This is a genomic window from Pandoraea fibrosis (assembly GCF_000807775.2).
GTDB classification, from domain to species: Bacteria; Pseudomonadota; Gammaproteobacteria; order Burkholderiales; family Burkholderiaceae; genus Pandoraea; species Pandoraea fibrosis.
Genome location: NZ_CP047385.1, coordinates 1,862,338 through 1,887,456 on the forward strand (window position 1 = coordinate 1,862,338; position 25,119 = coordinate 1,887,456).

General features: G+C 63.0%; 23 protein-coding genes. 11 read left to right on the top strand and 12 right to left on the bottom strand.

Annotated elements, in window-relative coordinates:
* The first annotated feature begins 81 nt into the window (after positions 1-81).
* The 8 genes from dnaK (at position 82) to PI93_RS08400 (ending at position 9,975) form a co-directional block, all read left to right on the top strand.
* Positions 82-2,007 carry a molecular chaperone DnaK gene (gene dnaK / locus PI93_RS08365; protein ID WP_039367154.1) on the top strand — a complete coding sequence of 642 codons (1,926 nt, stop codon included), beginning with the start codon at positions 82-84 and terminating at the stop codon, positions 2,005-2,007.
* A 127-nt stretch (positions 2,008-2,134) separates the two neighbouring features.
* Positions 2,135-3,280, top strand: coding sequence for a molecular chaperone DnaJ (gene dnaJ / locus PI93_RS08370; protein ID WP_039367156.1), 1,146 nt, complete (start codon positions 2,135-2,137; stop codon positions 3,278-3,280).
* Between the two features lie 4 nt (positions 3,281-3,284).
* Positions 3,285-5,222, top strand: a complete 1,938-nt coding sequence (locus tag PI93_RS08375) for a chorismate-binding protein (RefSeq protein ID WP_039367157.1) — start codon at positions 3,285-3,287, stop codon at positions 5,220-5,222.
* 351 nt (positions 5,223-5,573) lie between these two features.
* Positions 5,574-6,689: a collagen-like domain-containing protein gene (locus PI93_RS08380; RefSeq protein WP_052240472.1), complete on the top strand. Its 1,116-nt coding sequence runs from the start codon at positions 5,574-5,576 to the stop codon at positions 6,687-6,689.
* A 151-nt stretch (positions 6,690-6,840) separates the two neighbouring features.
* Positions 6,841-7,836, top strand: a complete 996-nt coding sequence (locus PI93_RS08385; protein WP_039367163.1) for an adenine nucleotide alpha hydrolase family protein — start codon at positions 6,841-6,843, stop codon at positions 7,834-7,836.
* A gap of 5 nt (positions 7,837-7,841) precedes the next feature.
* Positions 7,842-8,399, top strand: coding sequence for a DUF6445 family protein (locus PI93_RS08390; RefSeq protein ID WP_039367164.1), 558 nt, complete (start codon positions 7,842-7,844; stop codon positions 8,397-8,399).
* A 31-nt stretch (positions 8,400-8,430) separates the two neighbouring features.
* Positions 8,431-8,793, top strand: coding sequence for a hypothetical protein (locus tag PI93_RS08395; RefSeq protein WP_039367166.1), 363 nt, complete (start codon positions 8,431-8,433; stop codon positions 8,791-8,793).
* Positions 8,794-8,811: 18 nt separating this feature from the next.
* Positions 8,812-9,975, top strand: a complete 1,164-nt coding sequence (locus tag PI93_RS08400) for a radical SAM protein (protein WP_052240473.1) — start codon at positions 8,812-8,814, stop codon at positions 9,973-9,975.
* Positions 9,976-10,077: 102 nt separating this feature from the next.
* Here the strand turns inward: PI93_RS08400 and PI93_RS08405 are convergent, their stop codons facing one another.
* The 3 genes from PI93_RS08405 to PI93_RS08415 all read right to left on the bottom strand — a co-directional run bounded on the left by PI93_RS08405 (position 10,078) and on the right by PI93_RS08415 (position 12,918).
* The gene (locus PI93_RS08405; RefSeq protein WP_039367168.1) at positions 10,078-11,106 is read right to left on the bottom strand and encodes an ABC transporter substrate-binding protein; all 1,029 of its coding nucleotides are present in this window, start codon (positions 11,104-11,106) and stop codon (positions 10,078-10,080) included.
* Between the two features lie 92 nt (positions 11,107-11,198).
* Positions 11,199-12,107 (bottom strand): ABC transporter permease, encoded by a 909-nt coding sequence (locus tag PI93_RS08410; protein WP_224785963.1) that lies wholly within the window; start codon positions 12,105-12,107, stop codon positions 11,199-11,201.
* A 10-nt stretch (positions 12,108-12,117) separates the two neighbouring features.
* Positions 12,118-12,918, bottom strand: a complete 801-nt coding sequence (locus PI93_RS08415; protein ID WP_039367171.1) for an ABC transporter ATP-binding protein — start codon at positions 12,916-12,918, stop codon at positions 12,118-12,120.
* A gap of 223 nt (positions 12,919-13,141) precedes the next feature.
* Here PI93_RS08415 and PI93_RS08420 point away from each other — a divergent pair, with 223 nt between their 5' ends.
* Positions 13,142-13,804: a response regulator transcription factor gene (locus tag PI93_RS08420; RefSeq protein ID WP_039367175.1), complete on the top strand. Its 663-nt coding sequence runs from the start codon at positions 13,142-13,144 to the stop codon at positions 13,802-13,804.
* Positions 13,801-15,168 carry a sensor histidine kinase gene (locus tag PI93_RS08425; protein ID WP_039367178.1) on the top strand — a complete coding sequence of 456 codons (1,368 nt, stop codon included), beginning with the start codon at positions 13,801-13,803 and terminating at the stop codon, positions 15,166-15,168. The genes PI93_RS08420 and PI93_RS08425 overlap by 4 nt, the downstream gene beginning before the upstream one ends.
* Before the next feature lie 57 nt (positions 15,169-15,225).
* On the opposite strand, the gene panB is transcribed toward PI93_RS08425, so the two are convergent.
* From panB to hda, 6 genes are all read right to left on the bottom strand, one after another.
* A complete protein-coding gene (gene panB / locus PI93_RS08430; protein ID WP_039367182.1) occupies positions 15,226-16,044 on the bottom strand; it encodes a 3-methyl-2-oxobutanoate hydroxymethyltransferase in 819 nt (272 codons plus the stop codon).
* Between the two features lie 62 nt (positions 16,045-16,106).
* Positions 16,107-16,763: a deoxynucleoside kinase gene (locus PI93_RS08435; protein ID WP_039367807.1), complete on the bottom strand. Its 657-nt coding sequence runs from the start codon at positions 16,761-16,763 to the stop codon at positions 16,107-16,109.
* Positions 16,760-17,272 carry a 2-amino-4-hydroxy-6-hydroxymethyldihydropteridine diphosphokinase gene (gene folK, locus PI93_RS08440; protein WP_039367185.1) on the bottom strand — a complete coding sequence of 171 codons (513 nt, stop codon included), beginning with the start codon at positions 17,270-17,272 and terminating at the stop codon, positions 16,760-16,762. The genes PI93_RS08435 and folK overlap by 4 nt, the downstream gene beginning before the upstream one ends.
* Positions 17,269-18,801 carry a polynucleotide adenylyltransferase PcnB gene (gene pcnB / locus PI93_RS08445; protein WP_039367188.1) on the bottom strand — a complete coding sequence of 511 codons (1,533 nt, stop codon included), beginning with the start codon at positions 18,799-18,801 and terminating at the stop codon, positions 17,269-17,271. Before pcnB ends, folK begins: the two co-directional genes overlap by 4 nt.
* On the bottom strand, positions 18,798-19,478 hold the full coding sequence (locus PI93_RS08450) for a histidinol-phosphatase (protein WP_039367193.1): 681 nt from the start codon (positions 19,476-19,478) through the stop codon (positions 18,798-18,800). Before PI93_RS08450 ends, pcnB begins: the two co-directional genes overlap by 4 nt.
* Positions 19,479-19,509: 31 nt before the next feature.
* A complete protein-coding gene (hda, locus tag PI93_RS08455; protein WP_039367810.1) occupies positions 19,510-20,220 on the bottom strand; it encodes a DnaA regulatory inactivator Hda in 711 nt (236 codons plus the stop codon).
* Between the two features lie 146 nt (positions 20,221-20,366).
* On the opposite strand from hda, the gene purM reads away from it, so the two are divergent.
* Positions 20,367-21,413 (top strand): phosphoribosylformylglycinamidine cyclo-ligase, encoded by a 1,047-nt coding sequence (gene purM, locus PI93_RS08460; RefSeq protein ID WP_039367194.1) that lies wholly within the window; start codon positions 20,367-20,369, stop codon positions 21,411-21,413.
* A gap of 178 nt (positions 21,414-21,591) precedes the next feature.
* Here purM and PI93_RS08465 read toward each other — a convergent pair whose 3' ends face one another.
* The 3 genes from PI93_RS08465 to PI93_RS08475 form a co-directional block, all read right to left on the bottom strand.
* On the bottom strand, positions 21,592-22,506 hold the full coding sequence (locus PI93_RS08465; RefSeq protein WP_039367196.1) for a LysR substrate-binding domain-containing protein: 915 nt from the start codon (positions 22,504-22,506) through the stop codon (positions 21,592-21,594).
* A 53-nt stretch (positions 22,507-22,559) separates the two neighbouring features.
* Positions 22,560-23,801 (bottom strand): metal-dependent hydrolase family protein, encoded by a 1,242-nt coding sequence (locus PI93_RS08470; RefSeq protein ID WP_039367199.1) that lies wholly within the window; start codon positions 23,799-23,801, stop codon positions 22,560-22,562.
* Between the two features lie 66 nt (positions 23,802-23,867).
* Complete coding sequence (locus PI93_RS08475; RefSeq protein ID WP_039367202.1) at positions 23,868-25,064, bottom strand: M24 family metallopeptidase; 1,197 nt, start codon at positions 25,062-25,064, stop codon at positions 23,868-23,870.
* Between the last annotated feature and the right edge of the window lie 55 nt (positions 25,065-25,119).

Sequence of the window (25,119 nt, forward strand, 5' to 3'; positions counted from 1 at the left end):
ACCCATATGTCGTGCAGATCAATGAATTGAATGGGCCGCAGGCCCGACGCAAAGACACAAAGGACGCTAGGAGAAATTCAAATGGGCAAAATTATCGGTATCGACTTGGGCACCACGAACTCGTGCGTGGCCGTCATGGAAGGCAATCAGGTCAAGATCATCGAAAACGCGGAAGGTGCCCGCACCACGCCGTCGATCATCGCCTACATGGACGATGGTGAGATTCTCGTCGGCGCACCGGCCAAGCGCCAGGCGGTGACCAACCCGAAGAACACGCTGTACGCTGTCAAGCGCCTGATCGGCCGTCGCTTCGAAGAAAAGGAAGTGCAGAAGGACATCGGCCTGATGCCGTACAAGATCATCAAGGCCGACAACGGTGACGCCTGGGTGGAAGCGCGCGACCAGAAGCTGGCCCCGCCGCAGATTTCCGCCGAAGTGCTGCGCAAGATGAAGAAGACCGCCGAAGACTATCTGGGCGAGCCGGTCACGGAAGCCGTGATCACGGTGCCGGCGTACTTCAACGACAGTCAGCGTCAGGCCACGAAGGACGCAGGCCGCATCGCCGGTCTGGAAGTCAAGCGCATCATCAACGAGCCGACCGCTGCCGCACTGGCTTTCGGTCTGGACAAGAAGGAAGGCGGCGACCGCAAGATCGCGGTGTATGACCTGGGTGGCGGCACGTTCGACATCTCGATCATCGAAATCGCGGATGTGGACGGCGAACACCAGTTCGAAGTGCTGTCGACCAACGGCGACACGTTCCTGGGCGGCGAAGACTTCGACCAGCGCATCATCGACTACATCATCGCCGAGTTCAAGAAGGAGCAAGGCGTCGATCTGTCGAAGGATGTGCTCGCGCTGCAACGCCTGAAGGAAGCGGCGGAAAAGGCCAAGATCGAACTGTCGTCGAGCCAGCAGACCGAAATCAACCTGCCGTACATCACGGCTGACGCCTCGGGTCCGAAGCACTTGAACCTGAAGATCACGCGCGCCAAGCTCGAAGCGCTGGTCGAAGAGCTGATCGATCGCACGATCGAACCCTGCCGCATGGCCATCAAGGATGCCGGCGTGAAGGTCAGCGACATCGACGACGTGATTCTGGTCGGCGGTATGACCCGCATGCCGAAGGTGCAGGAGAAGGTCAAGGAGTTCTTCGGCAAGGAACCGCGCAAGGACGTGAACCCGGATGAAGCTGTGGCCGCTGGTGCCTCGATTCAGGGTTCGGTGCTTTCGGGCGACCGCAAGGACGTGCTGCTGCTCGACGTGACCCCGCTCTCGCTCGGTATCGAAACGCTGGGCGGCGTGATGACGAAGATGATCACGAAGAACACCACGATCCCGACGAAGCACTCGCAAGTGTTCTCGACGGCGGACGACAACCAGCCGGCCGTGACGATCAAGGTGTATCAGGGCGAGCGCGAGATGGCCGCCGGCAACAAGTCGCTGGGCGAGTTCAACCTCGAAGGCATTCCGCCCGCCGCACGTGGCACGCCGCAGATCGAAGTGACCTTCGACATCGACGCCAACGGCATTCTGCACGTCGGCGCGAAGGACAAGGCCACGGGCAAGGAAAACAAGATTGTCATCAAGGCGAACTCGGGCCTGTCGGACGCCGAGATCGAGCAAATGGTGAAGGATGCCGAGCTTAACGCCGAAGAAGACAAGAAGGCTCGCGAGCTGGCCGATGCCCGTAACCAGGGCGACGCCCTGGTGCACAGCACCCGCAAGGCGCTGACCGAGTACGGCGACAAGATCGAGGCTTCGGAGAAGGAAGCCATCGAGTCGGCCATCACGGCACTGGAAGGCGCACTGCGCGGTTCGGACAAGGCAGATATCGACGCCAAGGCCGAAGCGCTGGGTACCGCCAGCCAGAAGCTCGGCGAGAAGATGTACGCCGACATGCAGGCACAAGCCGGTGCTGCGGGTGCCGCAGGTGCCGAGCAGGGCAAGCCGCATGACGATAACGTGGTTGACGCTGAAGTGAAGGAAGTCAACGACAAGAAGTAAGGTGTGCATGGCGCGCGGCGCACCCCGTTGTGCGCTGCGTGTAGGCCGGGTATCGAAGTTCTCTGCAAAGGGAATCTCGACCCGGCTTTTTGCCTGATGGCGACATGCGCCAACATTGGAAAGACTTATGGCCAAACGTGATTACTACGAAGTCCTTGGCGTTGCCAAGAACGCCACCGACGACGAAATCAAGAAGGCGTATCGCAAGCTGGCGATGAAATACCATCCGGACCGCAATCCGGACAGCAAGGACGCCGAAGAAAAGTTCAAGGAAGTCAAAGAAGCCTACGAGATGCTCTCCGAGGCGGAGAAGCGCGCTGCATACGACCAGTACGGTCACGCGGGCGTCGACCCGAACATGGGCGGCTTCGGCGGTGCAGGCGGACAGGGCTTCGGCGGTTTCGCAGATGCGTTCGGCGACATCTTCGGCGACATCTTCGGTCAGGGCGGCCCCGGTGGCGGTCGCGGTGGCCGGGCGGGCCCGCAGGTGTATCGCGGCGCGGATCTTCGCTACAACATGGAGATCACGCTCGAGCAGGCGGCGAACGGTTTCGACACGCAGATTCGTGTGCCGAGCTGGGAAGAATGCGAGGTCTGTCACGGCAACGGCGCGAAGCCGGGCACGAAGCCCGAGACTTGCCCGACCTGTAACGGTTCGGGGTCGGTGCGCATGTCGCAAGGCTTCTTCAGCATTCAGCAGACCTGCCCGAAGTGCCATGGCACGGGCTCGTACATTCCCGAGCCCTGCACGAACTGCCACGGGTCGGGCAAGATCAAGAAGACCAAGACGCTGGAGATCAAGATCCCGGCGGGTATCGAAGACGGCATGCGCATCCGCTCGTCCGGCAACGGGGAGCCCGGTGTGAACGGCGGTCCCGCGGGCGACCTGTATGTGGAAATCCACATCAAGGCGCACAACGTGTTCGAGCGTGACGGCGACGACCTGCATTGCCAGATGCCGATTTCGTTTGCGACGGCAGCGCTGGGCGGCGACATCGACGCACCGACGCTGCACGGCAAGGCGACCTTCGAAGTGCCGGAAGGCACCCAGACGGGCAAGACGTTCCGCCTGCGCGGCAAGGGCATCAAGGGCTTGCGCGCGAGCTATCCGGGCGATCTGTACGTGCATGTACAGGTGGAAACGCCGGTCAAGCTTAACGACGCGCAAAAGCAGATGCTGCGTGACTTCGATGCCTCCCTGAAGGAAGGCGGCGCGCGTCACAGCCCGCAATCGAAGGGATGGTTTGATCGTGTGAAGCAGTTCTTCGAGTAATTCCATGCAAAGTGAAGCGCCCCTGGCCGCATTCGCGCTGTTGGACGACAGCGCGGACCCGGCCGGCGGGGCGCGTCTGTATACCGGGCTCGTTCGTGAGGTGACTTGCGACGAGCCCGGTGTGCTTTCGGACGCGCTCCGCGAAGTGGAAGACGCTACGCGTCAGGGTTGGCATGCCGTCCTGCTGACGGACTACGAATTCGGCGTGCGTCTGGGCGGTGTGCACACGGTGACGACACGCCGCGCGCCGGGCCAGTTTCGTGCGCTGCTGTTTCGCACGTTGCAGCGGCTCGACGCGACTCAGACACAGACGTGGCTGTCGCGGCAGGAAGCGGCGTATGCCGATACCGATGCCTATGTGACCGCGCCCTCCGATACCGGCGCCAGCGACGACATTCGCCCGCCTGGCGTTGCCGGTGTCGCGGCGCTGCAAGGCGACGTGAGCGACGCCGCCTTTGACGACGCCATCGCGCGTATCCACGATTGGCTCTCGCAGGGCGAGTGCTACCAGATCAACTACACCTACCGTCTGAATTTCGACGCGTTCGGCTCGCCTGTCGCGCTGTATCGCCGCTTGCGCGCGCGTCAGCCGGTGCCGTATGGGGCGCTCGTCATGCTGCCCGGCGCGCGAGGTGTGGCGGGCCGCGCGATCCTCTCGCTCTCTCCCGAACTCTTCCTGCGTCACTCGCGCGGCCGGATCGAAGCTCGACCGATGAAAGGCACGGCGCCGGCGTGTGGCGACCCGGCAGAAGACGCCAAACGCAGTGCCGCGCTCGCGGCTGACGAGAAGAATCGTGCCGAGAATCTGATGATCGTCGATCTGCTGCGTAACGATCTCGGACGTATCGCCACATCGGGTTCGGTCAAGGTGCCGAAGCTCTTCGAGGTGACGCGCTTCGCAAGCGTGTTGCAGATGACGTCGACCGTTACGGCGACGCTGCCGCCCGCCACGTCGTTTGCCGAGGTGTTGCGCGCGTTGTATCCGTGCGGCTCGATTACGGGGGCGCCGAAGCATCGCACCATGCAACTGATCGGTGAACTGGAAGCGTCGCCGCGCGGGTTGTACACCGGCGCGATCGGCTGGCTCGATGCGCGCGAGGACGACCCGCAGGCGCTCGGCGACTTCTGCCTGTCCGTCGCCATTCGAACGCTGGAACTCGACGCCCCGGATGCGGGCGGACTGCGGCGCGGCCGACTCGGTGTGGGGGCCGGCATCGTGCTCGACAGCAAGGCGGAAGAAGAGCGCGAAGAGTGCAAACTCAAGGCGCGGTTTCTGAGCGCGCTCGATCCGGGCTTCGAACTCTTCGAGACGATGCAGGCGACGCGCGGCGGTGGTGTGGCGCATGTCGAACGCCATCTCGCGCGTCTGGCGGCGTCGGCGACGTACTTCGGCTTCCGTTTCGACGGTGCGGCGTTACGCGCGCAACTTGATGCCGTTCTCGCAACCCTCGTCGGAGATACCGTTCACCGGGTGCGTCTGGCGCTTTCCCACGATGGCACAGTCGCGCTCACGCATGCCGTGCTGGCGCCGTTGCCGAGTGACACGGTGACGGTGTTGCTCGCGCAGGACGCCAGCCATACGCGCGCGGCAGACCTTTTCCTGCGCCATAAGACCACCGTGCGTGCGCAATACGACGCCGCATGGCGCGACGCCGAAGCGAAGGGCGCTTTCGACAGACTGTTCTTCAACGAACGGGGCGAGTTGACCGAAGGCGGTCGCAGCAATGTGTTCGTCAAGCGCGACGGTATCTGGATGACGCCGCCGTTGTCGTCCGGTGTGTTGCCGGGCGTGATGCGCGGCGTGATGCTCGACGATCCGGCGTGGTCGGCGGTGGAGGCCGTGCTGACGCGAGACGACCTCGTGAATGCGCAGGCGATTGTCGTGTGTAACGCTTTGCGAGGCGCACTTCCTGCGGTCATCGCGACGGCCGCAGACGAGTGACGCCGATCAGGGACGAGCGTTAGTCCTCCTGCTGGAGGAAAGCCGCGCCCCGCGGTTCGTGCATTGGGCGACACCGCAATGCACTGGGAAAATTCTCAATGGAGCGCTCTTCTGCCTCCGCGTTATGCGGGGTTCCTCGCGTCTGCTGCCATCGCTCGTCGTTGCCGGAGCGGTCCGTATTTCACCTCTGAGCAGGGCGGTGATGGCGGAAAAATTGATCCCTCGCAAGTAGAAGTCGACCTTCTTCGATAGTCATTGGGCTGTCGGAGAGTCGGCGCGCCAATACATTTTTCGCACAGAATCCTTTGAGCCGGCATCCGATGTTTGTTTGACTCTCTAGGAGCGAAAAACATGAACGAGAACGATCTGGAACTGCAGCTCAACGAAGACCAGATTCGCCATATTCAGGCGATGACCGGACAGCGTATCGGGGCGATTCGAGTGGTGTCGAATTTCCCGGGGCTTCAGGGGGTACAGGGGGCGCAGGGCGTGCAGGGTATGCAAGGCGCGCAAGGTATGCAGCCTCTGGGAATGCAAGGCCCGCAGGGCGTTCAAGGTGTGCAAGGTCCGCAAGGCATGCAGTGGCCGCAAGGATATCAGCCCGCGCAAGGTGTGCAGGGCCTGCAAGGGGTTCAAGGCATGCAGGGCGCTCAAGGTGTGCAGGGGCCGCAAGGCATGCAAGCGGCTCAGGGCATGCAGGGTCCGCAGGGATATCAGCACGCGCAAGGTATGCAGGGTCCGCAAGGATATCAACACGCCCAAGGTGTGCAGGGTCCGCAAGGCATGCAAGGGGTCCAAGGCATGCAGTGGCCGCAAGGTTATCAGCACGCGCAAGGCGTGCAAGGACCGCAAGGTATGCAGGGGGCTCAAGGCGTGCAAGGTCCGCAAGGTATGCAAGGGGTTCAAGGCATGCAAGGTCCGCAGGGATATCAGCATGCGCAAGGTGTGCAGGGTCCGCAAGGCATGCAGGGCGCTCAAGGCATGCAGGGTCCGCAGGGATATCAACACGCCCAAGGTGTGCAGGGTCCGCAAGGCATGCAGGGCGCTCAAGGCATGCAGGGTCCGCAGGGATATCAATACGCCCAAGGTGTGCAGGGTCCGCAAGGCATGCAGGGCGCTCAAGGCATGCAAGGTCCGCAGGGATATCAACACGCCCAAGGTGTGCAGGGCCCGCAAGGCATGCAAGGGGTTCAAGGCATACAAGGTCCGCAGGGATATCAACACGCCCAAGGTGTGCAGGGTCCGCAAGGCATGCAAGGGGTTCAGGGCATGCAGGGTCCCCAGGGATATCAGCACGCGCAAGGCGTGCAGGGCCAGCAAGGTATGCAAGGAGTTCAAGGCATGCAAGGTCCGCAGGGATATCAGCACGCTCAAGGCGTGCAAGGCCCACAAGGCATACAAGGCCCACAAGGCGTTCAAGGGCCGGAGCATGCTCAGGGCATTCAAGGCTCCCAGGGGTTGCATTGATCGCAATGCCGCGGTCGACGGCGCGAGCGTGTGCAGAGGGTTCGCGCGCTAGTGTGCTCGTTGACTAACTGTGCGGCTCGGCAGTCGATTCGCCGAGCCGCGAATCCCTGATGAGATATCGCTTTCGATAGCTCGTACTGGAGTTGCGATCATGTCGTCAACCCTCATGAATCTGTCGGCGGAGCAACGCGCAACGTTGTTCGAAGCCACAGGCGCGCCATTGCGCAGACTTCGTATCGACGCTGTTAGCGGCACTGCACAGGCGATCGATCGCTATTGCCACCGGTGTCTGCTCACGGAGGACCTGCCTGGCGTTCACATCGCACAGGACGGCATCTGCGATGCCTGTCACGCGTTTGCAGAGGAATCCGCCCGCGGCGATTACACGCAGCGCAAACTGCTCGATGTCGTGGCCGAATGCCGGGGCGCGAGCACACCGGATTGCGTGCTGGCGTACTCCGGGGGGAAAGACAGCGCCCTGACGCTACTGCTTGCGGTGAAGGAGCTGGGCCTGCACCCGATTGCCGTGCTCGTCGACAACGGATTCATTCCCGATGAAGTGAAGGCGAATGCGTCGTCGTTCTGTGCTCAGTTCGGCGTCTCGCTCGTGATCGAAAAGATCGATATTCGCAGGATTGCCCGCGAGTCGCTTCAGTCGGGTTCAGGGCGTATTCCCTGTTCCTCGTGTATCAGCGGGGTCTTTGCCGCGATGGCAAAAACCTGCCGATCACACAATCTTCGCCTCATTCTCAGTGGTCATCGATTCCCGCCGCTGGCCTATCCCGTGAGTGGTTTCACGAAGCGTGAAGCGGACAACGGCTTCATCTGTGCTTCGCCACTTCTCGCCAGACAGCTTACGGAAGCAGAGCAAATGCAATGGATTCGAGAGGCGGGCTGGAAACCGGTGGCAATGGCCGGCAACACGTCGAACTGCAAACTGATCGGCGTGGTGGAACAGCATCTCTACGACGTGCAAGGCTTTAACCCGCACATCTACGAGGTCTCAAAGGAAATTCGAGCCGGCTTCTATGACCGCCGGGCGGGCTTCGGGAAAGTCGACCGTCCGGAGATCACACCGGAACATCGGCAGTGGGTTCTTGACCGGATGCAGGCCGATACCCCAGAGGTCTCTGATAAACCAGAGTGAGTCATATGCACGATTCCATCATCGTTACCGATAACTTCTATCGCGACCCGGATGATGTCCGGACGTTTGCACTGGGTCAGGCGTTCACGGTCAAGGGCAACTATCCCGGCGCCCGCACAGCGCCGTTCCTGCATGACGGCGTGAAGGACGCCATCCAGAATATCGTCAAGTCACCGATTACGTATTGGCCACCGGACACGTACAACGGCGCGTTTCAATACAGCGTCAAGCAGGACATTACATGGGTGCATGCGGATCACACCACCGTATGGTCAGGCGTGGTCTACCTCACACCGAACGCACCCCCTCAAGCCGGAACGGCGTTCTACCAGCATAACGAAACGGGCTTCGATCTCTACCCCGACGATGAGAGGCAGCGCGCGTCGTGCGATGCCGACGCGACTGCCTGGGAGCGCTGGACGGTGACCGACCGGATTGCCAACCGCTTCAATCGCCTGATCTTGTTCCGAGGTCGTCGCTTTCACGCAAGTCAGGGGCATTTCGGCGACTGCAAAGAGAACGGTCGCTTGTTCCAGACATTCTTTTTCAACACGCATTTCTAACACGTATCTTTTACCTGACGGAGGCAATGAGATGGCAGCTTCGGAACTGTTTTTCCCAGTGGGCTCGCTCGGTCTGAGCAAGGAGCAGTCGGCGAAGATCAAGACGGCGTTCGGACACGAGGTCGAGAGCGTGCCGCTGTATCGCGTGGTGCCGGTGTCATCCGAGGACCGCTTCGTGCCGTTGGCCGACGTGCCGGGATTGCCTGGCATACTCGTGCACTATGGCGACGCGGCTGCACCGGCCGGCATCAATATCATTGCGTCGGTGATTTCGGATATGGCAAGGGGAACCGACGACTCGGCAGTCTTCGCCGCGCATACGAAGCTCATGGCTCCCCATCCTGACGAGGGTGCCACCAAGGCGCGTCCGCCTGCGGCCAGTAAAGCGAAGTGAATTGACGAAGCCGTCTCGATGACCCCACACAGTGACGATAAGGGCGATGTCGCTTCAGGCGGCGCGGGCGACCTTCTGGTGATGGTCAAGGTCGCCGAGCGCTGCAATATCGATTGCGACTATTGCTACATGTACCGGGGGGTCGATCAAGGTTGGCGGCAACGCCCCAAGTTCCTGAGCGAGCCTCATCTCGACCAGTTGGTCGAACGTCTGATCGAGCACCGCCACGCGTTTCCATCGGCACGAATGACGTTGGAGATTCACGGGGGAGAACCGCTGTTGCTCGGCCAACGTCGCACAGCCCGATTCTTCAAGCATCTGCGCAATCGTTTGACCGAAGCCGAATTGGCTATCGTGACGCAAAGCAATGGTGTGTTGATCGACACGTCATGGCTGGACCTGTATGCCGAGTTTGGCGCCACGCTCGGGATCAGTTGCGATGGCCCTCCCGCGCTGCATGATCGACATCGATTCGATTTCGAGAAGCAAGGCACAGGGGCTCGCGTCGAGCACGCGATTCGCCTGTGCCTCTCTTACCCGCAGTCGCGGCGCGTGTTCAATGGCGTGCTGGCGGTCATCGATCCCAACAACGATCCGGTCAGCATCCTCGACTACTTTCGCGCATTGGGGTTGAGCGACGTCGACTTTCTCCTGCCCGATGCCAACTTTGCCGCCCCTCCACGACACATTCAGGCATATACGCACGCGCGTTTGCTGGCTTTCCTGTGTCGGGGGTTCGATGCGTGGTTTGCGCTGGACGATCCGGCGTTTCACGTGCGCATCTTTGAAACGTTCATCCGAGGCGTGCTGGGCCGTCGTTCCGAACTCGACGCATTTGGTGGCGCGTTGGCGCCGATCGCAGTCGTCGAGAGCGATGGCGGCTATCGGCTGTTGGACGTGCTCTCCATCTGCAAGACCGATGCAAGTTACACCGGGCTGTGTCTTGAGACACATAAGCTTCAGGACTTCGTCGACCTCGCGCGCACTCGCTATCCGGAGGTTCACGCGGCATGTCGTGAATGTGAGGCGTTTGTCGCGTGCGGTGGCGGCTATGTCGCCCATCGCTTCGATGGCGAAAGTTATGACAATCCCAGCTTCTATTGCGACGCGCTTGTCGGCTTCTATCGACATGTCCGCGCACGCGTGAACAACCTCTCGAAGGCAACGCAGGTCAGACGGTAATGCCCCCCTCGGCGCCTGTCTGCGGGGGGGATTAACCCGATAGGCCGGGTGCATTCAATGACGGGCGCGACTTCGACGCGCCCGCCAGGGGCCACCAGATGCTCAGCTTCCCTGACGCCCGGCCATTTGCGGCACGAACAGATCGCTCCACTTCGCCGGACGCGTCTTGATCGTGCCCGCGCGGCCCATGAACTCGACGTATTGCATCAAGCCGTTTGGCGTCGTGGTGAATTGCAGACCCGGGTCGGCAATCATCTGCTCGATCTCGGCTTGCGGCAGATTCATCTTCGACACTCGCAGGAACGTCTTCGCCGCGCCCACGTGATCCTTCGCGATGTACGCTGCGGCCTCTTCCTGCGCGTCCAGAATTGCCTGCACCAGCTTCGGGTTCTGCACGGTGAACTGTTTCGGCGCGAACACCACGTCGATGGTGATGTTGCCGAGCACATCGGTCGAGTTCAGCACGCGCTTGATGCGCGGGTCCTTCAGTTCCTGATACGAGAACGGCGGCGAGGTGAAGTGCGCCGTGATTTCCGTCTTTCCCGAGAGCAGGGCGCTCAGCGCTTCCGGATGGCTCAGGCTGACAGTTTGCGGATCGAGCTTCGCGTAGTTCTCGATACCGAACGTCTTCGCCACCGCCATTTGCAGCAGCACGGCGGAGAGCGACGTCTTGATGCCCGGAATCGCGATCTTGTCCTTCGGCGTGAAGTCCTTGAGCGATTTGATGTTCGGGTTGTTCGTATTGAGCCAGAGCGGGCCGGTCGACAGTGCCGACAAACCGATCACTTCCGAGCGCGGAATGCCGTGCGCTTTCGACCACAGCGTGACGAAGCCCGGCGCTCCCGTGCCCGCGACATCGAGATTGCCGGCGAGCATCGCGTCGTTGATCACATTGCCGCCGTCGAGAATGGTCCACGTGGTCTTCACATCGCCGAGCCCCAGCGCCTTCGCATGCTTCTCGACGAGTTGCTGGTCGCGCATGACCATCAGTGGCAAATAGAGAATGCCGTAGCCGTGCGAGAGGCGAACGGTGCTGGCTTCTGCGTGGGCGGCATTGCCGAGCGTGGTGAGGGCCGTTGTGGCGGCGAGCGTCAATGCGCTTGCCCAGCGAGCAAAATGGCGTCGGTTCATGGTGTTGTCGTCTCCTGGATAGTTGGAATTATTCATGCCCCCGAAGGGGCGTCAATCAGACACAGCCGCAAAGTTGCGCGTCGCGACAGTTCTCAGTGCTGCATTCCCCAGCGATGCAACGTGCGTTTCTCGATGCGGGCGAACAGCAGGTTCTCGACCGCCAGCCCGATCAGAATCACGAAGAACAGCCCCGCGAAGACGTTGGCCGTCTCGAGCGAATTGCGATTCTCGAAGATGTACCAGCCGAGGCCGCCCGAGCCGGAGGACACGCCGAACACGAGTTCTGCGGCAATCAACGTGCGCCACGCAAACGCCCAGCCCACCTTCAGACCTGTGAGAATGCTCGGAAACGCGGCCGGAATGAGCACGTGCCGAACCAGCGCGAATCGCTTGAGCCCGTAGTTCTGACCGACCATGCGCAAGGTCTTCGACACGCCGCGAAAGCCGCTGTGGGTGTTGAGCGCCACAGCCCACAATACCGAGTGCACCAGCACGAAGATCACACTGCCGTTACCGAGTCCGAACCAGATCAGCGCGAGCGGCAGCAGCGCGATGGCCGGCAGCGGATTGAACATGGCGGTGAGTGTCTCGAGCAGGTCGTTGCCGATCTTCGAGCTGATCGCCACGGTCGTGAGCACGGCGGCGAGCGCAATGCCGATGCCATAGCCGACGAGTAGCGTCTTGAGCGAGATCGCGGCGCGCAGCAGCAGCACGCCGCTCGTCAGACCGCTGGCGAATGCGCCGAGGGTGTCGGTGAAGCTCGGGAACAGCAGCGCGTTGTCGAGCCAGCGGCCGTAAATTTCCCAGATGATGGCGAGCACGCACAGGATCACGGTCTTGCGCAGCCAGCTAAGACGGTAGAGCGTCTCGAAGGTCGAGAGCGGGCGCTGAATCGAGGAGAGTTCGGCAGGGGTGGGCTCCAGCACGATCTCGGGCCGGTACACCGGCTCGATGGGCGCTTGTGCGCCGGACGTCGTATGTTGCGGGGCGATGGCGTTCATGGACGTCTCCTCAGTGGGCCGCGAACAGCAGTTGATCGATGCGCGTCTCGAGCGCGCTCTGGTGTGCCGTGCCGAGCTGATCGGGCGCAATGCTATTGAGTTCGGCCTTGACCTGACCGGGGTGCGGGGAGAGCAGCAGAATACGCGTGCCGATCCGGATTGCCTCGTCGATACCGTGTGTCACGAACAGCACCGTGAAGCGCGTGTCGTCCCACAGGCGCAGCAGTTCGTCCTGCATCTTGCGACGCGTGAGAGCGTCGAGGGCGGCGAAGGGTTCGTCCATGAGCAGGACATCGGGCTCCATTGCCATGCCGCGTGCGATGGATACGCGCTGCTTCATGCCGCCCGAGAGCGTATGCGGATAGCTGTCGATGAATTTCGCCAGTCCGACTTTCTCGATGTAATGCGCGGCACGCTCGGCGGCTTCGCGACCTTTCAGGCGGCCGCTCGCGGTGAGGGCGAATTCCACGTTCTGACGCACGGTCTTCCACGGCAGCAGTTGGTCGAACTCCTGAAAGACCATCATGCGATCGGGGCCGGGCTCGTTGATCGTGCGGCCTTTGAGCCGAATCTCGCCGCTCACCGGCGGAAGATAGCCGCCAATGGCCTTGAGCAACGTCGATTTGCCGCAACCGGACGGGCCGAGCAGCACGAACCGGTCGCCCGGATAGACGTTGAAGCTGACTTGTTGCGCGGCGGTGACGAGGTAATCGTCGGTTTTGTATTGCAGCGTGACGCGATCGATTTCGAGCAATGGCGGCACCGCGGGCGAAACTGTCCCGGCGGCGCCCGCAAGGGGGGCGTTTTGCATTGCGTGTCTCCTGAAGGATGCTTTTATAATCGGCCCGATACTAAGCAGCGAAGCTGTAGCGAAGCTGACATGCCGGGTGGACGGCACCCGAATTCAGGGGAAACACCGAGGAAGTTGCCGACGATTTCCGAGAGAATCGCGGGCATACGCCGGGAGATTCGCGGCGCGGCGTCCAGGCAGGGCGCTTCACGAGCGGCGAAACAGGGAAGGAGACTCAGGAACCATGCGCATCATGCTGGTGGAAGACACCGCCGATGTCGCCGAAGCGATTGCAACCCAATTGCGCAGGCTTGGCCATGCGCTCGATTGCGAGTCGGACGGTGCGGCTGCAGCGGCACGCATCGGCGACGATTATGACCTGTTGATCCTCGACGTCATGTTGCCGCACGTCGACGGCTTCGAGTTGCTCAAGCGAGTGCGTGAGCGTGGGCTATCCACCCGCGTACTGATGCTCACGGCCTGTGCCGAGATCGAAGAGCGGGTGCGTGCCCTCGATCTCGGCGCCGACGATTACCTCACCAAACCTTTCGACTTCCGCGAGCTGGAAGCGCGTGTGCGCGCCCTCATGCGCCGCACCGGGCAGGACGCCACGAACCGGCTCACCTGCGCCAATCTCTCGCTCGATCGCAAGAGTCGCGGCGTCGAAATCGATGGGCAGCCGATCGAACTTACGCGCCGCGAAGTGACGCTGCTGGAAATCCTCGCGGCGCGTCCGGGACGCATTTTCGGCAAGGACGAACTCATGGACCGTCTCTACGGCGATGAGCCCGCACCGAATGCAAACGCCATCGAGCAATATGTCGCGCGTCTGCGCAAGAAACTGGCGGCTGCGCAATTCCAGATTCGCACGTTGCGCGGGCTGGGCTACCAACTCGTGCTGTCATGATCGTTCCCGGCCGGTCACTGTATCTGCGGCTGGTCGTGCGCATGGGCGCCGTGCTGGCGTTCGCCGTCGCCGCCGTGCTGCTGGGTATCTGGTTCTCGACGCGTTCGGCCGTCGACCGCGCGTATGACCGTTGGCTGCTCGGCAGCGCGTTGCAAGTGGCGGAGAACACCTGGTATCAGAACGGCGAGGTGAATGTCGACGTGCCGCTCGCCGCGTTTTCCGCGCTCGCGCCGGGCGATCAGATCTTCTACACCGTGCTCGATCCCGATGGCCGCTCGGTGGCGGGCGATTCCGAGTTCCGTCCGGTGATTCCGTGGGACAAGCTGGCCGACGGTCCTCTCGTTGTCGATGGCACCTATCAGGAGATGCCGATCCGTATCGCCATCGTCGGGCGCCGGATGCCGGTGGCGGCGCCGCACCCGTGGGCCGTCGTGGCGCTCGCGCACACCCAGAATGCCCGGGTCCGGTTCACGCGCGGGCTGGCGGACAACACACTGCTGATCACCATCGCGACGGGAGTGTTGACGATGCTGGCGGCCCTATGGACGTTGCGTCAGGCGCTGCTGCCGCTCAAGCAGATCGAGGCGGCGATCCGGGCGCGCGATTCGAACGACCTCGTGCCGCTGGCGGTCACCGTGCCTGCCGAAACGCTGGCGCTCGTGGGGGCGATCAACGACTTCATGCAACGGCTCGCGACGTCGCGTGCGTTGATGCGGCGTGTGATCGGCGACGCGGCGCATCAACTCCGCACGCCAGTGACGGCACTCACCGCGCAGGTGGAAATGCTCACGCAGACGCAGGATGAAGACGCACGCCAGACACACATCGCACGCATTCAGAAGCAGGCACGCGGCCTGGGTGGACTCATTCACCAACTGATCAATCACGCGATGGTGCAGCATCGCGCCAACAGCGTGGCGCCGGTGCCTGTCGATCTGAACGAGTTGTTGCCAACGGCGATGCGCGAGACGCTTTCCTATGCCACGCGCGATATCGATGTCGCACTCAACGCGCCGGACACAGCGTGCATGGTGCTCGGCGATCCGCTGAGTCTGCGCGAAGCGGTCAAGAACGTGCTGGCCAATGCGCTGGCCTACGGTGCGCCGCATCGGCTTCACGTCGATGTGACGCGTGCGGACGGTCAGTGGCGTTTGCGTTTCTTCGACGACGGACCTGGCATTCCGGAGGCCGAGTGGCAGCGCGTGCGCACCCCGTTTTCGTCTCGTTCGGATGGTCGCGATGGTGCGAGTCTGGGACTCGCCATGGTTGCCGAAGTCATTCACGCTCACGGCGGGCAGATGACGTTCGAGCGGGTGGAAGGCGAAGGCTTTGCCGTGGTGCTGACGCTGCCGGTGGCGACATGAAAAAAGCGGTTCGTTACCGAACCGCTTTTCGTCACCACCCGACGTTCGGGGCAATGCTCAGAACGAATGCTCTTGCGTTGGGAACGTGCCGTGCTTGACGGCTTGCACATACGCTTCGATGGCCGCGGCGATGCTCGGTTGGCCGTCCATGAAGTTCATCGAGAACTTCGGCGACTTGCCCGGGAACACGCCCAGCATGTCCTGCAAGACAAGCACTTGTCCGTCGCAGTCGGAACCGGCCCCGATGCCGATGGTCGGCATCGTCGGCACTTCCGGCGTCACGCGTGCTGCGAGGGTGGCCGGAATCGCTTCGAGCACGACCAACTGCGCGCCCGCCGCTTGCAGCGCACGGGCATCGTCGAGCAAACGCGCCTGCGCAGCATCTTCCCGTGCCTGTACCTTGAAGCCGCCGAAGGCGTGCACCGACTGCGGCGTCAGCCCCAGATGCGCACACACGGGAATGCTGCGCTCGACCAGAAAGCGCACGGTCTCGGCGAGCCACTCGCCGCCTTCGATCTTCACCATCTGCGCACCGGCCTGCATGACGGACACGGCGCTTTGATACGCCTGCTCCTTCGTGCCATACGTGCCGAACGGCAGATCGGCCAGCACCAACGCCTTGTTGACGCTGCGCGCCACGCATTCGGTGTGATAGCAGATGTCGCGCAGAGTGACGGGCAGCGTGGTGCCCTGGCCCTGAATCACGTTGCCGAGCGAGTCGCCAATGAGAATGGCATCGACACCCACACGGTCGAGCAGCGCGGCAAAACTCGCGTCATAGGCGGTGAGCATGGCGATCTTCTCGCCACGCTCGCGCATCTGGGCAAGTCCGGGAACGGTCACGGCCTTGCGATTGGATTCTTGCAGATAACTCATGTCAGCCTCGGTTCAGGAGGGTTCGCTGGGGCGACGAGCGCAATGGGCGGAGCGGGAGACGGTCAGGGGCGCGCGCCCTTGACGAAGACTTCCTTGCGCCCGCGCATCTGATCGATGCGTTCGACCAGCAGGGCAAAGTCGCTGTCGTTGTGTGCCGGGTCGAATTGTTCCGTGTCGACAGTCAATACCGGCGCAGCGGCGTAATGATAGAAGAATTCACCGTAGATGTCGCACAGCGCGCGCAGATAGGTGTCCGGAATCTGTTGCTCCATCGGAATCGCACGCTTCTGAATCCGGGCGAACAGCGTCTCGGGACTCGCTTGCAGATGAATCACGAGATCGGGGGCACGGTGTGGCCGTTCGATGTGCGTGACGAGCTTGCGGTACAAGTCCAGCTCGTCGGCCGCGAGTGTGAGCCGGGCAAACAGGCCGTCCTTCTCGGGAAGGAAGTCGGTGAAGATGGGTTTGCCGTCGGTATCGCGTCGCGCAATTTCCGTTGCTTCGTCCACGCGTTGCAGACAGAACGACAACTGCGCAGGCAGCGCGTAGCGCGCACTGTCGCGGTAGAAACGTTCGAGAAAGGGGTTGAGCGCGGGCTGTTCGAGCATCAGGTCGGCGCCGGCGGCATCGGCCAGGCGACGTGCGAGCGACGTCTTGCCAACTCCGATGGGACCTTCGACGGCCAGATAGCGGAAACGCCCGAGGACGGGCGATCTCATGATGCGTAGGCGCGCTTCGTCGGGCAGCAGCACTGCGCGACGCGTTCGATGCGCTGATCGGCGACATCGGCCAGCAGGGCGCTCACGCGCCCCACACCGGGAATTTCAAGGTCAGGCGCGAGATCCGCGAGTGGGCGCAGCACAAAGGCGCGCTGCGCAAGACGCGGATGCGGCACGATCAGATCGGGCTCGGTAATGCGTTCGTCGCCATACAGCAACAGATCGAGATCGAGGGTGCGCGGTGCGTTCTTGTACGGCCGCTCACGCCCGAAATGCAGTTCGATCTTCAGGCACAGCGTGAGCAACTGGCGCGCAGTCAGATGCGTCTCGACGGCGACGGCGCAGTTGAGATAGTCCTCACCGCTCGATTCGATGGGAGCGGTGCGATACAGGTCGGACTTGGCCGTGATAGTGACGCCAATCTGCTGTGCAAGACAGACGATGGCGTCCTTGATCGCTTGGCGGGCGTCGCCGAGATTCGCGCCGAGCCCGATATAGGCAACAGTCATGAAGCACCTTCGGAACCATGCTGTCGCGATGATACCCGCTTGCCCTGATTTTCGCTGGTAGCGTTTTCATTGCCGCCACCCCCGTCGCCACGCTCGCCGCTCGAGCCTTCACCGCCCCCGCCACCCGAAGGCTTGCGCCGACGGCGACGGCGCTTCGCGGCCGGTGTCGAGCTGCCCGATCCGCTGCCTTGCGCGAGCAGTGCGTCGCGCGTTGCGGGGTCGCCTTCGAGGAAGTCCGTCCACCACTGACCGACGTCGGCCGGAACTTCGCCAGACTCGCAGCGCAGCAGCAGGAAGTCGTAACCGGCGCGCAGGCGCGGATGCTCCAACAGACGCAGCGGCGTGCGGCCCACGCGCTTGTCGAGTCGCACCTGCAAGCCCCAGATTTCCTTCATGTCGGCGACGAAACGGCGCTGAATGGCCAGCTTGCCGGTTTGCGCGTCGAGCACGTCGTCCATCGCCAGATGCAACGCCGGAATCGGATATTCGCCTGCGCTTTGATAGGCCTGCCACTTTTCCAGCACGAGGTGCCAGAGCAGTGCGGCGAACAGGAAGCCCGGCGAGACCGGCTTGCCAGCGCGGATGCGCGCATCGGTGTTGGCGAGCGCCAGCGTCACGAACTTCTCGCCCAGCGGTTGCTCCAGCACCACGTCGAGCAACGGCAGCAGACCGTGATGCAGCCCTTGCGTGCGCAGTTGCTGCACACACGCCCAGGCATGGCCCGAGAGCAGCAGCTTGAGCATTTCATCGAACAGACGCGCCGCCGGCACGTTGTCGATGAGCGGGGCCAATTGCGGAATCGGGGCGGCGGTGGCGTCGTCGATCTTGAAGCCGAGCTTGGCGGCGAAGCGCACCACGCGCAACATGCGCACGGGGTCTTCGCGGTAGCGCGTGGCCGGATCGCCGATCATGCGCAGCACGCGCTTCTGAATGTCTTCCCAGCCGTGGTGATAGTCATGCACCGTCTGGGCTGCCGGGTCGTAATACATGGCGTTGACGGTGAAGTCGCGCCGTGCGGCGTCTTCGTCCTGCTCGCCCCAGACGTTGTCGCGCAGCACGCGGCCCGACTCGTCGGTCACGTGTGTCTTGCGATCGAGTTCGCCTTTTTTCGGACGACGCGTACCGATCTGCTCGCTGTCGACGGCATCGACCAACGCCCGGAACGTGGAGGTCTCGATGATCTCCTGTCCGAACTGAACGTGCACGATCTGGAAGCGACGGCCGATGATGCGCGCGCGCCGGAACAGGCGCTGAACCTGTTCGGGGGTGGCGCTGGTGGCGACATCGAAGTCCTTCGGGGCGATGCCCAGCAGCAGGTCGCGCACGGCGCCGCCGACAATGAAGGCCTTGAAACCGGCTTGCTGCAACGTGTCGGTCACACGCACGGCATTCTTCGAGAGCAGGCTCGGATCGATGCCGTGGACGGAGACGGGGATGACGACCGGCAGACCGGTGGCGGGCGGGTTGCCCGTCGCACTATCGGACTGGCCGTCTTTGCCCAGCAGTTTCTTGATGAGTTTGCGGATCACTGGAACAACTCGAGAATGGGCCAGCGACGCGCCAGCGCAATACTGCGCAGCGCCTCATCGGGGTTCGTTGCCACCGGATGGTTGACCTTCTCCATCAGGGGGACGTCGTTGGCGGAATCGCTATAGAAAAAGGCGTGGTCGAAATCGCTCCACGTTTTGCCCAGGCTCGCAAGCCAGGCTTCGGTGCGCGTGATCTTGCCCTCGCGGAAGCTCGGTGTGCCGACGTATTCGCCGGTGTAGCGCGCATTCGGGTCGTCGCCGGCGGTGGCCGGCTCGGTGCCGATCAGATGATCGATGCCGAACGCCCTGGCGATCGGCCGCGTGACGAACGTATTGGTGGCCGTCACGATGGCGCACAGGTCGCCTGCCTTGCGGTGCACGTCGAGCAGTTCGAGCGCTTCGGGGCGAATGTGCGGCAGGATCGATTCTTCCATGTACTGCGCGTGCCATGCGTCGAGCTGGTCGCGCGGATAGCGGGCGAGCGGCGCGAGGCAGAAACGCAGATAGGCCGGCATATCGAGCCGGCCTGCACGGTAGTCCTGATAGAAGGCCTCGTTGGCCTGCGCGTACGAGTCACGCTCGACCGCGCCCTGGCGCACGAGGAAACGGCCCCACTCTTTGTCGCTGTCGGTGGGCAGCAGGGTGTGGTCGAGATCGAAGAGAGCTAAATTGGTCATTGCGCGAATTTTACCTGAAGCCAGGGGTTGCCTAGTTTTTACCGTCGGGGGTGGCGGGATCGGTGTGGGTGAGCATCTGGCGCAGCAACGGCAAGGTCACCGCGCGTTTCTGTTCCATCGAAAAACGATCCAGGCGGTCGAGCAATGCCATCAGACTCGACATGTCGCGCTGGAAGTGAGTGAGCAGGTAGGCGGGCACGTCGGCCGCCAACTGCAAGCCGCGCTCGCGGGCGGCGTTCTGTAGGGCCTGCTTCTTGCCGTCGTCGTCGAGTCCCACAATGTGAAAAACGAGACCCCAGCCGAGCCGGGTGCGCAAGTCCTCTCGCAGCGGCATGTCGACTGGTGGCTGCGACCCTGCCGCCACGAAAGCGCAATGCGGACGGGCACGCGTTTCGTTGAACAGATTGAACGCCGCGATCTGTTGCGTGGGCGAGAGGTTGTCGCAATCGTCGACGCAATAGACCGTACTCGTCTCGTCGAACGTGAAGGCCGCCAGTGGGCTGTTCGGGCGTAGATAGCGTGCGCCAGGGCCGACGGCATGGCACAGCGCCTCCATCAGGTGGGTGCGGCCGGACCCGGCAGCCCCCCAGAGGTAGATGCCGCGGTCGCGTGCCGTCCCGGCCGAGAGTTCGGCATTCAGGCCGGCGAGCGTCAGCGCCGGCTCGCGATTGGGCCCGACAATGAAATTGTCGAACGTGGCGGGCGGCGGTGTGCCGAGGTCGAGATACAGTTGCTGGATCACGAACGAAGAAAGCCGGCGGAAGGCCGGCACAGAACGGTTTGCAGGGCACGACGGCCTTCGCCGGCGTCCGATATCCGGTTTGCGTGCCGAAAGGACACGCGCATCGGGTAAAATCGCATTTTACCGAACCTTGATGCATTCCCGTCATGTCACACCCTAACGAAACTTCCGGCCTTTCCTATCGCGACGCTGGCGTCGACATCGAAGCGGGCGACGCATTGGTCGAAGCGATCAAGCCGTTTGCCAAGAAAACCCTGCGCGACGGCGTGCTGGGCGGCATCGGCGGCTTCGGCGCGCTGTTCGAAGTACCCAAGCGCTACAAGGAGCCGGTACTCGTTTCGGGGACCGACGGCGTGGGCACCAAGCTCAAGCTGGCCTTCACGCTGAACAAGCACGACACGGTGGGCCAGGATCTGGTCGCCATGAGCGTGAACGACATTCTGGTCCAGGGCGCCGAGCCGCTGTTCTTCCTCGACTACTTTGCCTGCGGCAAGCTGGACGTGGCCACGGCCGCGACCGTCGTCAAGGGCATTGCCCAGGGCTGCGAACTGGCCGGTTGCGCCCTGATCGGCGGCGAAACGGCAGAAATGCCGAGCATGTACCCGGACGGCGAATACGATTTGGCCGGTTTCGCGGTCGGCGCGGTCGAAAAGAGCAAGATCATCGACGGTACGACCATCGTGCCGGGCGACGTCGTGCTGGGGCTGGCCTCGTCGGGCGCTCACTCGAACGGCTACTCGCTGGTTCGCAAGATCATCGAAGTCGCCAAGCCGGATCTGGACGCCGACTTCCACGGCCAACCGCTGCGCGATGTATTGATGGCGCCGACGCGCATCTACGTCAAGCCGCTGCTGGCGCTGATGCAGACGCTGCCGGTCAAGGGCATGGCGCACATCACGGGCGGCGGCATCGTCGAGAACATTCCGCGTGTGCTGCAAGATCATCTGACGGCCGACATCTCGAAGGACGCCTGGACGCTGCCGCCGCTGTTCCAGTGGCTGCAAGCGCACGGCAAGGTGGCCGACGCCGAAATGCATCGCGTGTTCAACTGCGGTATCGGCATGGCGGTGATCGTGTCGAGCGCCGACGCCGATGCGGCCGTCAAGCACCTCGAAGCCTCGGGTGAGACGGTCTATCGTCTGGGCACGATCCGCGAGCGTAAGGCAGGCGAAGCGCAAACGATCGTGTCGTAAAACACGGGGAGGGCGGTGCCCTCCCGGCGTCAGGAATGCACGCAAAGCCCGCCGGGGGATTTCCCCGGCGGGCTTTGTCTTTCGTGCACTGACGCGCTTCAGGGCATGGCGATGCCCGGATCCGTGTCCTCAGTGGCACCGAAACCGGATGCTGTAGCCCGCAAGCGATGGTGTCGCCTCAGCGCTTCATCCGCGCTTCCACGGCTCGCATGACATCGTCGAGCGTGGTTTCCATCACGCGAACGAGGTCGTCGAGTTGCGCACTGGGCGCTGCGGCGCGCGGGGTGATGCGCAGCGTATGAAACGGCATCGACGGTTCGAAGCGGCGCAACACGAGATCGGAGTCGAGAAAGTCGTAGGCGGAAACGGGGTGCAGCAAACCGATGCCGACGTTCTCCTTGACCATCGTGCCGATGTTGACGGAGTAACGAGCCGTGGCGACGACCTGCTGATGCAGATTGCCTTCGGCGAAGAGTTGATCCATGCCCCAGCGCACCATGTCGGTCGGCTCGTAGGAGAGAATCGGCTGCCCCTTCAGATCCGCCAGACGGATCACCTTCTTGCGCGCGAGCGCATGGCCCGACGGCAGTGCGCAGATCGCATCCAGCTTGGCGAACGAGACGGCGTCGGTTGCGGCGACATCGATGGTGTCGGTCACGAGACCCAGCGCGAGTTGATGCGTGACGACCTGATCGCGAATGAGATCCGACGCTCCCGTGGTGAGCGCGAGTTGCACACTCGGGTGCTGCGCGCGATAGCCTGCCATGACCCGGGCGAAGAATCCGAGGCCGAACGACACCACGGACCCGACACGAATGACGGCCTTGTCGGGGTTGCGCAGATTGAGCGCGAATTCGCGGATGTTATCGAGCCCGGCGTAGCGGCGCTCGACTTCCTCGAAGAGCGCGAATGCCTCGGCCGTCGGTTCGAGCCGGCCGCGTGCGCGGTCGAACAGCGTGAGACGCGTCGAGCGTTCGAGATCGGCCACGAGACGGCTGACCGCCGACTGCGAGGTGCCGAGCACCTGTGCCGCTTTGGTGGTCGTGCGCGTGAGCATCAGCGCCCGAAAGGCGTCGACGTGCCGGAAATCCATCGATTCTCCACGGAGAGGGTTGCGCTTGCGTCGCACTGCGTGCGGCACTCGCCTTACAGCGCGAAAGCGTGGATTTTACCGCCCTTCATCACCATCGGAATCCGCTCCCCTTGGCCGAGCAGACAGTCGAGCGATCTGAGCGGATTGCCGTCGACGATCAGCACATCGGCATGCGCGCCGGGCACGATCTCACCCAACTGTCCCGACTGGCCGAGCACCTCGGCGCCGATGACGGTGGCACTTCGCAGAATCTCGGCCGGCGAAAGCACTTCGGCCCGCAAACGGAATTCATCGCTTTGCAGACGCTGCGACTCGCCCAGCAGATCCGAGCCGTAGCCCATCTTCACGCCGGCTTCCCGGAAGATCTCCAGCGAGCGTAGACCGGCCGCATGCACATCGGCAATCTTCGCGACGCTGTCGTCGGGCAGACCGAGCGACTTGCCTTCGTTGGCGAGGGCGTCGTATGTCACCAGCGTGGGCACGACGTAAGCCCCCTGATCGGCCATATAGCGCGCGGTCGCGGCGTCGACGAGATTGCCGTGCTCGATGGTGCGCACACCGCAACGCACGGCACGCTCGATCGCCTGTGCCGTGTAGGCATGGGCAAGCACATAAGTGCCGCGGGCGCGCGCTTCGGCGACGATGGCGCGGATCTCGTCTTCGGAGTAGCCCCATGCGCCGACGGGGTCGGTGGGCGAGGCCACGCCGCCCGAGGCCATGATCTTGATCTGGTCTGCGCCCATCTGCAATTCTTCGCGCACAGCGCAGCGCACTTCGTCGACGCCGTCGGCCACACGCGACAATGCGCCCACACGCACGCAGCAAGGGCAGGGCCCGTCGGTCCCGATGTAATCGGTGCGGGGGCGCCCGTCGCCGTGCCCGCCGGTCTGGCTGATCGCGCGGCCCGACACGAACAGGCGCGGCCCCTCGGCCAGGCCGCTATCTACGGCTTGTTTGATGGCGTAGCCTGCGCCGCCCGCGTCGCGCACGGTGGTGAACCCTCGACGCAGCATGCCTTGCAATATCGGCACCGACTTGAGCGTGACGAGTACGTTCGGCAGATGCGCCTGCGCAGACAGATTGAGCTGCGTGGCGTGAACGTGCACATGCAGATCGATCAGTCCCGGCATCACCGTGCGGCCGGCGGCGTCGATCTCGCGCGCGGACGGCGCACGAATCGGCTTGTCGGACACTTCCTTGATGCGGCCGTCCTCGATCAGGACGGCGTGGTCTTCGCGCAACTCGCCCTTGAGCGGGTCGAGCAACGCACAATTCGACAACAGAATCGACTCCATGACCTCTCCTCCGGGATGATGTGTCTGGTTTTCTACTCAGGCGACGCTGGTACGCGTGCCTCGCGTTCAATCGATCGTGGCGTGAGCGAGCGTGCGCGGCGTGTGGGTGAGCATCACGGGCGTGTCGCCGGTCACGACGGAATCGTCCAGACGGAAGCCGCCAAGGCCGTAGACGTAGATGCCCGGCTCGGCCGAATAGACTTCGTTGGCGAGCAACGCACGGTGGTTGAACGCCATGTCGTCCGGGTATTCATGACCGATGATGCCCATGCCGTGCCCCGTGCGGTGACGGATGTACTCGCCGCAACCGGCTTTCTCGATGACGGCTTGTGCGGCGGCGTCGATGCCGGACACGGGCTTGCCGGTGACGGCGGCGCTCACCGCAGCTTCGTTCGCCGCACGCGCCACTTCATAGAAGCGCGCCTGTTCGCTCGACGGCTTGCCGCAGAACCACGTGCGTTCGTTTTCGATGACGAGCCCGTTCAGACGCGGGATGACGATGTTGACCATGCCGTCGCCCTCGCTGATGCGCGCGCCGCACGAGGCGCCGTCGCCGTGAGGGGAGGCCGACGCGGGGCCGGACAGGGTCCAGCAGCGCATCACTTCAAGGTTCTCGCCGGGGAAGCGCTTTGCACCTTCGGTGACCATCAACGCGGCCATCGAGTAATCGAGTTCCTGCACAAGACGGCCCGGGTGGATGTTCTCGCGGTAGCGATCCTGCACCCAGTCGGCCAGTTCGGCCGCCGCACGCATGATGGCGATCTCCTCGTCGTGCTTCACCCATCGCAACGCGCGCATCTCGGCGAGCATCGGCACGAGCTTTGCGTCGGGCAGCAACGCAGCGGCGCGCGCGAGCGGACCGCCGGCCGCGTCGACGCCGATACGCGACCCCGTGAGGCCGGCGGCGCGTAACGTGTCGGCGATCAATGCGGGAACTTCGGCGAGCAGCGGCTGGCGTTGCGTGACGCGCGGATGCTCGGCATAAAGCGCCACCCGATCCAGATCGAGCCACAGATGACCGCGTTCGCGCGCCATCATCAAATGGTGCGTGGACAATTCGTTCATCACGGCGAAGGGTTCGCCATTGCGCGGCACGCAGACGGCAATCGGGCGCTCCCATGTCTGCACATCGACGTGAAAGTTGGTGGCCCACTGGAAGAAATCGGCGGCGGTGAACACGAGCGCATCGACACGCATGCGGTCCATCAGGTCGTTCATCAGACTACGGCGGTATTGATGCGTGGCGTGAGAGAGAGTCGGCATGGCGAAGTCCTTATCGGCAAAATGTTGCGCAATGTCAGGGAGCGCAGGCGCGACG

What these genes read in the sequence shown, in the direction of transcription:
- dnaK (WP_039367154.1), top strand. Translation starts at nt 82, where the DNA reads ATGGGCAAAATTATCGGTATCGACTTGGGCACCACGAACTCGTGCGTG.
- dnaJ (WP_039367156.1), top strand. Translation starts at nt 2,135, where the DNA reads ATGGCCAAACGTGATTACTACGAAGTCCTTGGCGTTGCCAAGAACGCC.
- PI93_RS08375 (WP_039367157.1), top strand. Translation starts at nt 3,285, where the DNA reads ATGCAAAGTGAAGCGCCCCTGGCCGCATTCGCGCTGTTGGACGACAGC.
- PI93_RS08380 (WP_052240472.1), top strand. Translation starts at nt 5,574, where the DNA reads ATGAACGAGAACGATCTGGAACTGCAGCTCAACGAAGACCAGATTCGC.
- PI93_RS08385 (WP_039367163.1), top strand. Translation starts at nt 6,841, where the DNA reads ATGTCGTCAACCCTCATGAATCTGTCGGCGGAGCAACGCGCAACGTTG.
- PI93_RS08390 (WP_039367164.1), top strand. Translation starts at nt 7,842, where the DNA reads ATGCACGATTCCATCATCGTTACCGATAACTTCTATCGCGACCCGGAT.
- PI93_RS08395 (WP_039367166.1), top strand. Translation starts at nt 8,431, where the DNA reads ATGGCAGCTTCGGAACTGTTTTTCCCAGTGGGCTCGCTCGGTCTGAGC.
- PI93_RS08400 (WP_052240473.1), top strand. Translation starts at nt 8,812, where the DNA reads ATGACCCCACACAGTGACGATAAGGGCGATGTCGCTTCAGGCGGCGCG.
- PI93_RS08405 (WP_039367168.1), bottom strand. Translation starts at nt 11,106, where the DNA reads ATGAACCGACGCCATTTTGCTCGCTGGGCAAGCGCATTGACGCTCGCC.
- PI93_RS08410 (WP_224785963.1), bottom strand. Translation starts at nt 12,107, where the DNA reads ATGAACGCCATCGCCCCGCAACATACGACGTCCGGCGCACAAGCGCCC.
- PI93_RS08415 (WP_039367171.1), bottom strand. Translation starts at nt 12,918, where the DNA reads ATGCAAAACGCCCCCCTTGCGGGCGCCGCCGGGACAGTTTCGCCCGCG.
- PI93_RS08420 (WP_039367175.1), top strand. Translation starts at nt 13,142, where the DNA reads ATGCGCATCATGCTGGTGGAAGACACCGCCGATGTCGCCGAAGCGATT.
- PI93_RS08425 (WP_039367178.1), top strand. Translation starts at nt 13,801, where the DNA reads ATGATCGTTCCCGGCCGGTCACTGTATCTGCGGCTGGTCGTGCGCATG.
- panB (WP_039367182.1), bottom strand. Translation starts at nt 16,044, where the DNA reads ATGAGTTATCTGCAAGAATCCAATCGCAAGGCCGTGACCGTTCCCGGA.
- PI93_RS08435 (WP_039367807.1), bottom strand. Translation starts at nt 16,763, where the DNA reads ATGAGATCGCCCGTCCTCGGGCGTTTCCGCTATCTGGCCGTCGAAGGT.
- folK (WP_039367185.1), bottom strand. Translation starts at nt 17,272, where the DNA reads ATGACTGTTGCCTATATCGGGCTCGGCGCGAATCTCGGCGACGCCCGC.
- PI93_RS08450 (WP_039367193.1), bottom strand. Translation starts at nt 19,478, where the DNA reads ATGACCAATTTAGCTCTCTTCGATCTCGACCACACCCTGCTGCCCACC.
- purM (WP_039367194.1), top strand. Translation starts at nt 20,367, where the DNA reads ATGTCACACCCTAACGAAACTTCCGGCCTTTCCTATCGCGACGCTGGC.
- PI93_RS08465 (WP_039367196.1), bottom strand. Translation starts at nt 22,506, where the DNA reads ATGGATTTCCGGCACGTCGACGCCTTTCGGGCGCTGATGCTCACGCGC.
- PI93_RS08470 (WP_039367199.1), bottom strand. Translation starts at nt 23,801, where the DNA reads ATGGAGTCGATTCTGTTGTCGAATTGTGCGTTGCTCGACCCGCTCAAG.
- PI93_RS08475 (WP_039367202.1), bottom strand. Translation starts at nt 25,064, where the DNA reads ATGCCGACTCTCTCTCACGCCACGCATCAATACCGCCGTAGTCTGATG.